Here is a 9,144-nt window from a genome sequence, read left to right on the forward strand (position 1 = left end):
CTGCGGATCTTGTCGCCGCGGACCGTGTACAGATTCGGGATATGGCCGAACAGGGGTCCGAACAGGTTGCCGGTGAACAGGATGCGCTCGTCGGGGAGCCAGACGACCAACGAGTCGGTCGTCTCCCCACCCGGCGTCGAGTACAGCTCGATCCGGCGGCCGCCGAGGGTGAAGGTGTGGCTGTCGAGGAAGGTGGTCGTCAGGACCGGCTCGGGCGGCTGGTAGGTGGGGTCGACCCTGGTGATGTCACGGTTCCAGAGCCGGCGGCTGCGGCGGGCGAAGAACGGCTGCAGCCGGTGGAAGTACTCCCGGACGTCCGGATGGTTCGCCTGCGCGATGGTCTCGATGCCCGGTGCGTCCAGCTGTGACCAGCCTCCGACGTGGTCGGGATGGCCCTGGGTGAACACGATGACGCGCACCGGGTTGGCGCTGACCGCGGAGAACCGCGTCCTGATCTGGTCCGCCTCGTTGTACATCCCGGTGTTGATCAGCAGGTCGCCATCCGGGGTCGTGACGAGATAGCTGTTGGAGATGCCCTTCGACGCGAAGATGCCGTCGCCGAGTGGCACGGCGTCCTGGACGCCTTCGCCCTCCCGGACGATGAGCGCGTTGAGAGGCTGCTCCTGCGAGTCCGGGCTAATCGGGTTCTCCGCGCTCATCGGGTGCGGTCCTTTCCCACCTCGGGTCGGATCTGGAAGGCGTCCGTGTAGAAGGCGAACCGGTCGCGCAGCTCGTCCGCGTCGAGCCCGAAGTCGCCTTCCAGGTCGTAGACGACCCGGCCGCGCTTGCCGCGGGGGTGCGAGGCCAGGTAGTGCTCGATGTCCGCCCGGGTCTCGTCGGTGACCGTGAGGCCGGCGCGTTCCAGCACGCCGGCGGCCGCCTGGACGTCGTTACCGACGATCTCGTCGAACCTCAGCTCGACGAGCTGGCCCGCGGGCACCAGGTGCCGGTCACGCAGGTAACCGCGCAGCATCCGCTCTAGGCGGTCGACCCAGTAGGCGACATGGGCATCGATATCGGGCCGTTTCTGGCTGGTCTTCAGCGCGAGGCCCCGCATTGTCAACAGCGACTGGAGGGTCGCCACCGGGTCACGGTGGATCATGACGACGGTCGCGTCGGGGTAGGTCGTCATCAGCGGGACGAGTTGCTCGCTGTGTTGGTTCGACTTCAACATCCAGCGTTGCTCGCTGGGGAACTGCCAGGCGATCGTCCGCAGGACGTCCTTCATGTAGCGGTAGTGCGGCGTCTGGTCGTGGCTCAGGTAGTGGTCCCGGAAGCCGGGGACGTTCGCCATCCACTCCCACTGGTAACTGGCGAAGTCGGGCACCTGCAGCTCGTTCTCGCCGCAGGCGTGGTCCGGTGAGTGCTCGTGCATGGCGACGAAGATCTCGTTGCTGCTCATCCGTTGCCACCGCGCGTCCGACCGCGTCCAGCGCGGGTCCACCCCGTCCGGCCCCGCCGTCTCGCCCACGCTCGGGGCCGGCTGCGCGGCCAGGTAGACCGGGAGATGCCGCAGCCGGCGGTCGGCGGCCAGCAGGTTCTCCAGATGGGTGCTGCCTGACCGGGGCAGCGCGATGACGTTGATCGGCCGCTCGATGGGCGCGTCGAGGCAGGCGGGGTGGTCGTCCCAGTAGCGCTGGATGAGCAGCCGGTTCGCCGCCGCCCGGACGCACTGGTCGACGAACGTCGCCTTGTACGTCCGCCACACGTTGGCGTCGGCCTCGACCTCGGTCAGCAGCAGGCCCAGGCGCTGGGTGAACTCCAGCGAGCCGAAGTCGTGCAGGCCGGTCTGCCGGCTGGCCCCCTCGAGCACCGCGTCGATGCTCATGTCGAGCGGCCGTGCCTCGTCGGCTTCCAGGGCGGCCCGTTGCGCCGGGTCGCGTGTGTCGTCGCGCATGCCTTCGACGCGCAGCACCTTTACGGCCATGGCGGCAGCTCCGTTACGTCGGTCTTTCCCGCGTTCGCCAACCAGCCGCCATCGATGACGACGAGGTCGCCGGTGTGATAGCGCGACCAGTCGCTCATGAAGTACACGCCGATACCCTCGAAGTCCTCGGCTTTGCCCGCTCGGCCTGAGGGGTTGTAGCGGCGGTTGCGGTCGAACAAGGGGCTGTCGATCGAGATCTGGACGGTCTCGCTCTCTGTGTATCCGGGGCAGACGACGTTGCTGCGGATGCCGTAGCGGCCGGCCTCGACCGCGATGCCACGGGACATGGCCGCCATCGCGCCCTTGGACGCGTTGTAGTGCTGCATGCCGGGGCTGCCGGTCAGCGCGGAAAGGCTGGCGCAGAACAGCAGCGACCCGCCGGGGTCGCCCGCGTCGTAACGCCGCTTCATGTGGCGAGCACCCTCGCGCATGACGAAGAACGCGCCGTGCTGGTTGACCGCGAGCAGGTTGTGCCAGGCGTCGCTCGTCATCTCCGGGAAGCTGCGCTCCCTGCGCATCAGGCCGGCGTTGGCGATGACGCCGTCGACCCGGCCCAGCTCCTCGGCCGCCTCGGCCATCGCCTCGACGACGCGGGCCTCGTCGGAGACGTCGACCTCCTGCGCGAGCACGCGGTGGCCGAAGCCGGCCAGCTCCTTGGCCGCCTCGAGGTTCTTGTCCGCCCGTCGGCCCCAGATGACCACGTCGCCACCGGCCCGGGCGACGCCTCGGGCGAAGGCCAGACCGATCCCGGCGTTGCCACCACTGACCACGACCACACGGCCCGTTAAGTCGAACATGTTGCATTGCTATAGCAAAATTTGCATTGCAGTCAAGCCCCTGGGGTGGCCCCGAAGCGCGTACCGGTCCGCTACCGTTGCTGTATGGCCCGGCCCGCGCCCGCGTCCGCCCGCGCGACGAACATCGTTGCCTTCCTCACCGCGCACCCGTCCCGTGGCTTCACGATCAGCGAACTCGTCGCGCACCTGGGCATGAACATCGCCTCGGCCCACGCCACCCTGGCCGTGCTGTGCGACTGCGGGTTCCTCATCCGGGACCCGGCGCATCGGACCTACATGCTCGGACCGGCACTGGCGGCAACCGGGTTCGCGGCGATCGAACAGAACCCGGCGATCGAAGCCGCGATCGAGCAGGCCGAGGCGCTCTCAAGCGAGCTCGACCTCGAGATCGGCGTCTCCGCCCTCGCGGGGCGCGACGTCATCTTCCTCGCCCGCCGCGGCCCGCAGCCACGCGCGACGAGCATCGGCTACCCCGGCGACCGGACGCCGCTGCTGGCACCGATCGGAGCGGTGTTCCTGGCCTGGGCCGACGACGACACGGTCGCCGCGTGGCTCGGCCGGGCCGCGCTCACCCCCGCACTCGAGGAGCTCTACCGAGGCGTACTTGCCGAGATCCGCGCCAGGGGCTTCAGCGTCCCGCTTCCCGCGATCGCCGCGCCCACAGTGGTCGACGCCATGACAAGGATCCGCGACGAGCCGACCGACGAGGACGCCGAGCAGCAGCTCACCGGCGCCCTCGCGAAGACCGACGAAATGCTGCTGTCCTTCGACGGCCTGGCCGGCTCAGACGAGATAGCGGTCAAGACCATCGCCGCCCCGATCTTCGACCCGATCGGCCGGGTCCTGCTCTCGTTGAGCATCACCGGACCCGAGCACCCGATCCAGATCCACCACATCCTGGAACTGGGCCACCGCCTGGTCCAGTCCGCCGCGATCGCGACACGCCAGGCACGCGGCCGCGTTCCGAGCCGCGACCTCCCCACCGCCACGGCGGCCGGCCCCACCCGCCGCCGCTAGGGACTTCCCCGCGGATCAGGGTGGTCCGGTAGCAGACCACGCCCCGAATCGAGTTCTGGCGCGCTACACCCACCGCAACGCTTCCCACCGGACGCACATCCGGTGGCCAGTTGCGGATAGTATCCGCTCGGCTTCGCACTGCGGTGTCAGCTGAGTCTACCCACGGCCCGATCATGTGCTGCGGGTGCAGTTTGCGCTGGCGATGGCTGGCCACGGTCCAGGTCGAAGGCTCGTCCTTCGCACTTGGAGGTAGGTCATGGACACCAGGCAGGACATCGTGTTCAAGCGGTGCGGATGCACCGACGCCGCCACCGGCCGGCAGCTGCCGGCCGCTGCCCACAGCTGGCGGAGCCGGGGCATGGCAGCTGGTACTTCGCCGTCCAGGTCACCACCAGCGGCGGCCGCAAGACCCGCTACCGCCACGGCGGCCACGCGACCCGCGAGGCCGCGGTCGCGGCCCGGCAGGCCATCCTCGCGGCGCCGGTCGACGAGGCCGCGGCGGGGGCCTGGACCGTCGGACGGTGGCTGCGCTGCTGGCTGGCGCAGTCCGAGCCGCGTCTACGGCCGTCCACGCTGCATGGTTACCGCGACCACGTCGACCGCTATCTGATTCCCGCTTCTCGGCCGGATCGCCCTCGCCGATCTCACCTGCCAGCGGCTGCAGCGGTGCTTCGACCAGCTGGCTCGCCGGCGTACCCGCGCCGGGATGCTGATCGCGCCGTCTACCGTGGACCGGATCCGTGCCACCTTGCGCTCCGCGCTGAACACCGCCGTGCGCGAGGGTCTAATCGCCAGCAACCCGCTCCCGCAGATCCGCCTCCACAAGCCGACCCGGCCGCATCCAGTCATCTGGACCGATGAGCGTGTCGCCGCCTGGCGCAGAGACGGTGCCCACCCACCCGTCGCCGTCTGGACCCTACGACAGATGATCACCTTCCTGGCCGGCATCGAGGACGACCGGCTCGCCCCGCTGTGGTGGCTGATCGCGCTGCGCGGCCTGCGCCGCGGCGAAGCCGCAGCCCTGCACCACGAAGACCTCGACGCCGGCGCGTGCGAGCTGACCGTCACCCACCAGCTGCTCGCCCTGCCCGGCGAGCTGTACTGCGGGCCGCCCAAGAGCCGAGCCAGCAACCGCACCATCACCCTCGACCAAGCCGGCACCCGACAACTCGCCGAGCACGCCATCGCCCAAGCCGTCGACTCGCTACACCACCAAACGGCCGAGCAGCGTCGCAGCGACACCCGCACCCACACCGGACCCGGCTGGCAACACGGACGGAGGTGCTGTTCATCCCCCGGACCAGCCGTCTCACGCTGCTCATACCGTTCCTGTGGGTGTTCCCGGGGTCGATACGTCGGGACCGAGCACGCGAAGGTGCCCCGGGGCGTGCGGGGTGACCGTTAACGCCGACTGCCCTTCCAGGTCCACGCCGACGGCGACGCGGTCGCGGGCATCCCGGCCGAGATTGTCGTGCATCGGCATGTCACGGCTGCTCGTCCGGCCGAGCTGACCCCGCGGGCCAGGCCGGCGGTCCGGCGTGCTCCGCGAGGCTGGGTACGCCCTCGGCCGGCAGCTGTTCGGCGGGACGTTGACCTGCCTCGGCGCCGGCCGGGTGGTGCAGGTCGAAGGCCGGGCGTTCGGAGCGGATCCGCGGCAGCGACAGGAAGTTGTGCCGGGGTGGCGGGCAGGAGGTCGCCCATTCGAGCGAGTTCCCGAATCCCCACGGGTCGTCGACGCCGGCGATGGGACCTTTCCGGTAGGACGCCCAGACGTTGTAGAGGAACGGGAGCGTGGAGACACCCAGGAGGAAGGCGCCCGCGGTGGAGATGGTGTTCAGCGTCGTGAAGCCGTCGCCCGGGCCGTAGTCGGCATACCGGCGCGGCATGCCCTGCATGCCGAGCCAGTGCTGGACGAGAAACGTCAGGTGGAAGCCGAAGAAGACCAGCCAGAAGTGGACCTGACCGAGCCGGTCGTTCATCATCCTGCCGGTGACCTTCGGGAACCAGAAGTACACGCCGGCGAACGCGGCGAACACGACCGTGCCGAACACGGTGTAGTGGAAGTGTGCGACCACGAAGTAGGTGTCGCTGACGTGGAAGTCGATCGGCGGGCTCGCGAGCAGCACCCCGGTAAGGCCTCCTAGCAGGAAGGTGACCAGGAAGCCGAGGCTGAACAGCATCGGCGTCTCGAAGGTGAGCGAGCCGCGCCACATCGTCCCGATCCAGTTGAAGAACTTGACCCCGGTGGGCACGGCGATCAGGAACGACGTCGCGGCGAAGAACGGCAGCAGGACGGCGCCGGTGACGAACATGTGGTGTGCCCACACGGCGAGCGAGAGCATGCCGATGCCGATGGTGGCGAAGACCAGCCCTTTGTAGCCGAAGAGGGGCTTGCGGGAGAACACCGGGAGGATCTCGGTGACGACCCCGAAGAAGGGCAGCGCGATGATGTAGACCTCGGGGTGCCCGAAGTACCAGAACAGGTGCTGCCAGAGGATCGCGCCGCCGTTGGCAGCGTCGAAGATGTGCGCGCCGAACCGCCGGTCGGCCTCCAGCGCCAGCAACGCGGCCGCCAGTGGTGGGAAGGCGGCGATCACGAGTATCGACGTGACCAGGAAGTTCCAGCAGAAGATCGGCATGCGGAACATCGTCATGCCGGGTGCCCGCAGGCACAGCAAGGCTGTGATCATGTTGACGGCGCCGAGGATGGTGCCGGTGCCGGAGACGACCAGCCCCGTGATCCACAGATCCCCGCCGACGCCGGGTGAGTAGGCCTTGCTGCTAAGCGGGGTGTATGCGGTCCACCCGAACGCGGCCGCTCCGTCGGGAGTGAGGAAGCCGGAGATCAGCAGCAGGCCGCCGAACAGGAATAGCCAGAACGACAGAGCGTTCAGCCGCGGGAAGGCGACGTCGGGGGCGCCGATCTGCAGGGGGATCAGGAAGTTCGCGAACCCGAACGCCAGCGGCGTCGCGAACAGCAGGAGCATCAGGGCGCCGTGCACCGTGAAGAACTGGTTGTACTGGTAGTTGGAGAAGTACTGGAGCCCGGGCCGCGCCAGCTCGGCCCGCATCATCTCCGCAAGCACCCCGGCGAAAAGGAAGAAACCGAACGAAGCGACCGTGTACATGACGGCGATGTCCTTGTGGGACGTCGTCCGGATGTACTCCAGGAAGTTCTTCCGCTGCCGGACGTGCACCGACTCGTCAACATCGAGCCCAACCGCCCGCTCCTGCACAGCCGTCACCGGGGTTCCTCTCTGGGATCCTGTGCCGCCACCGGCCCGTCTCCGGGTCTGTGGGCCGACAGAATAGTGCAGCCTGGCGGATCACCATCGCGGCCGAGTCGGGCTTGTTGACATAAGGTCAGTTCGGTCGGATATGCGGGCAACGTTCGCGGGGATATCAGTGAGGCCGCGCGGCCGTGCGCGTTTTGGTGCATTAGTTCTTTGCGCGGAGCGGACAGAGGGCGCCCGCACGGCGAGCAGTGCCTGTCTGGAGTGCCGCCGCCGAGGGATGCCTTGGAACGCCGAAGCTCTTCCCCACAGCGAGGCCGTGGCCAATATGGATTCCAGCTGGGACGCCTGGTCGACGCCCTGTGTCGTCCGCCAGTGCGCTGCTCGAGCCCGAGGGTATCGCGAAGAAGATTCTTGAGATAACCCGGATGGGACGATACCGGAACAACTATGGATGCCTGCCCGCGCCCCAACGCTAGGGCGGACTCAGAGCGGCCCCCGCGCTATCCTCCAGGCGAAGCGAATCTGCTCTGCGGTAGGGAGATGGGGATGCCTAACCGACGGCCCAACACCACCACTGACGCCGGTGCGCCCGTGGCCAGCGATGAGTACTCGCTGACCGTCGGCCCCGGTGGTCCGAACCTGCTGCAGGATGCCTACCTGATTCAGAAGCTGGCTCACTTCGTCCGTGAACGCGTGCCCGATCGCGTATACCACGTCAAGGGCGGGGGTGCCTTCGGCTACTTCGAGGTGACCGCCGATGTCACCCAGTGGACCAAGGCCGCCTTCCTCGCAAAAGTAGGCAAGCGGACGCCGATGCTTGCGCGATTTTCCTCGGTGGCCGGCGAGGAGGGTTATCCGGATACAGACCGCGATGTCCGTGGCTTCGCCCTCAAATTTTACACCGAAGAGGGCAATTACGACCTTGTCGGCAACAATACCCCGGTCTTCTTCGTGCGCGACCCGATGAAGTTCCCTGACTTTATTCACTCGCAGGAACGTATGCCCGACAGTGGCCTGCGCGACAACAACATGCAGTGGGATTTCTGGACACTCTCTCCGGAGTCGGCGCATCAGGTGACAGTCCTGATGAGCGACCGGGGAACGCCGCGCACGTGGCGCAACATGAACGGTTACAGCAGCGACACCTACATGTGGGAAAACGCCGCAGGCGAGAAATTCTGGGTGAAATACCACTTCAAAACCGAGCAGGGCATCCAGAACATGACCGACGCCGACGCCAAAGCCATGCGCGCCGAGGACCTCGACTACCACCGGCGTGACCTTTGGGAGGCGATCGCCCGCCAGGATTACCCGTCATGGCGCCTCGAGATGCAGATCATGCCTTACCAGGAGGCTGCGGACTACCGCTTCAACCCCTTCGACATCACCAAGGTATGGCCACACGGGGACTACCCGACGATCCCGATCGGCCGCATGGTGCTCAACCGCAACCCCGAGAACTTCTTCGCCCAGATCGTGCAGGCCGGGTTCGACGTGGCGAACTTTGTCCCGGGCATCGGCCCCAGCCCGGATCGCATGGTGCTGGGCCGGATGTTCGCATACGGCGACTCGAACCGCTATCGCACCGGTCCGAACTATGAACAGCTGCCGGTCAACCGGCCCCTCAACGAGGTGCACAACTACAACAAGGACGGCCCGATGCGCTACGAGCACAATGGGAACCAGCCCGTATATGCGCCGAACAGCTACGGCGGTCCGACGGCCGAGCCGCGGCGCTACCGTGATCCGAGCTGGTTCGTAGAATCTGCCGAGATCATGCGCACGGCCTACCAGGCGCACAAGGACGACGACGATTTCATCCAGCCCGGCACACTCTACCGGCAAGTGCTGACACCGACCGATCGGGACCACCTGGTCCGCAACATCGCCGGGCACCTGAGCCAGGGCGTGGAACGCTTCATCCAGGAGCGCGCGGTCAAGGAATACTGGGCCAAGGTCGACCCCGATCTCGGCGCGCGTGTCGCCCACGAACTGGGCTTGGTCACAGTACGGTAGCCGTGAACGATGCAACTAGCTCGGCTAGTGTCTCGTGATTCTGTTTCGTTTATGTGGTCGTTCGGCTAGAATGGCGAGGTGGAGCTAACGGCGGATATGCGGTCGGAACTGCTGTCCATGGTGAATGACAGCGACGTTCCTGCGAATGTGG

At 67.3% G+C, this 9,144-nt stretch carries 7 protein-coding genes; 3 read left to right on the forward strand and 4 right to left on the reverse strand.

Features of this window, described 5'->3' with window-relative positions:
• The 3 genes from QOZ89_RS46120 to QOZ89_RS46130 all read right to left on the reverse strand — a co-directional run.
• A partial coding sequence (locus tag QOZ89_RS46120; RefSeq protein WP_312630309.1) for an MBL fold metallo-hydrolase occupies positions 1-659 on the reverse strand: 659 nt, incomplete at its 3' end.
• Positions 656-1,927, reverse strand: a complete 1,272-nt coding sequence (locus QOZ89_RS46125; protein ID WP_312630310.1) for a sulfotransferase family protein — start codon at positions 1,925-1,927, stop codon at positions 656-658. The genes QOZ89_RS46125 and QOZ89_RS46120, both read right to left, overlap by 4 nt.
• Positions 1,918-2,724: an SDR family NAD(P)-dependent oxidoreductase gene (locus QOZ89_RS46130; RefSeq protein ID WP_312630311.1), complete on the reverse strand. Its 807-nt coding sequence runs from the start codon at positions 2,722-2,724 to the stop codon at positions 1,918-1,920. Before QOZ89_RS46130 ends, QOZ89_RS46125 begins: the two co-directional genes overlap by 10 nt.
• Before the next feature lie 84 nt (positions 2,725-2,808).
• On the opposite strand from QOZ89_RS46130, the gene QOZ89_RS46135 reads away from it, so the two are divergent.
• Together QOZ89_RS46135 and QOZ89_RS46140 are read left to right on the forward strand one after the other, a co-directional pair.
• A complete protein-coding gene (locus QOZ89_RS46135; protein WP_312630312.1) occupies positions 2,809-3,741 on the forward strand; it encodes an IclR family transcriptional regulator in 933 nt (310 codons plus the stop codon).
• A gap of 727 nt (positions 3,742-4,468) precedes the next feature.
• Positions 4,469-5,146, forward strand: coding sequence for a hypothetical protein (locus tag QOZ89_RS46140; RefSeq protein ID WP_312630313.1), 678 nt, complete (start codon positions 4,469-4,471; stop codon positions 5,144-5,146).
• A 79-nt stretch (positions 5,147-5,225) separates the two neighbouring features.
• Here QOZ89_RS46140 and ctaD read toward each other — a convergent pair whose 3' ends face one another.
• Positions 5,226-6,986 carry an aa3-type cytochrome oxidase subunit I gene (ctaD, locus tag QOZ89_RS46145; RefSeq protein WP_491723700.1) on the reverse strand — a complete coding sequence of 587 codons (1,761 nt, stop codon included), beginning with the start codon at positions 6,984-6,986 and terminating at the stop codon, positions 5,226-5,228.
• 537 nt (positions 6,987-7,523) lie between these two features.
• Here ctaD and QOZ89_RS46150 point away from each other — a divergent pair.
• Positions 7,524-8,993, forward strand: a complete 1,470-nt coding sequence (locus QOZ89_RS46150) for a catalase (protein WP_071046396.1) — start codon at positions 7,524-7,526, stop codon at positions 8,991-8,993.
• Positions 8,994-9,144: the final 151 nt, after the last annotated feature.

The sequence above is a fragment of the Pseudofrankia coriaricola genome (assembly GCF_032027725.1).
Lineage (GTDB): Bacteria > Actinomycetota > Actinomycetes > Frankiales > Frankiaceae > Pseudofrankia.

Bases quoted from the DNA above. Each gene is read 5' to 3' on its own strand.
- QOZ89_RS46130 (WP_312630311.1), bottom strand. From the start codon at position 2,724: ATGTTCGACTTAACGGGCCGTGTGGTCGTGGTCAGTGGTGGCAACGCC.
- QOZ89_RS46135 (WP_312630312.1), top strand. From the start codon at position 2,809: ATGGCCCGGCCCGCGCCCGCGTCCGCCCGCGCGACGAACATCGTTGCC.
- QOZ89_RS46125 (WP_312630310.1), bottom strand. From the start codon at position 1,927: ATGGCCGTAAAGGTGCTGCGCGTCGAAGGCATGCGCGACGACACACGC.
- QOZ89_RS46150 (WP_071046396.1), top strand. From the start codon at position 7,524: ATGCCTAACCGACGGCCCAACACCACCACTGACGCCGGTGCGCCCGTG.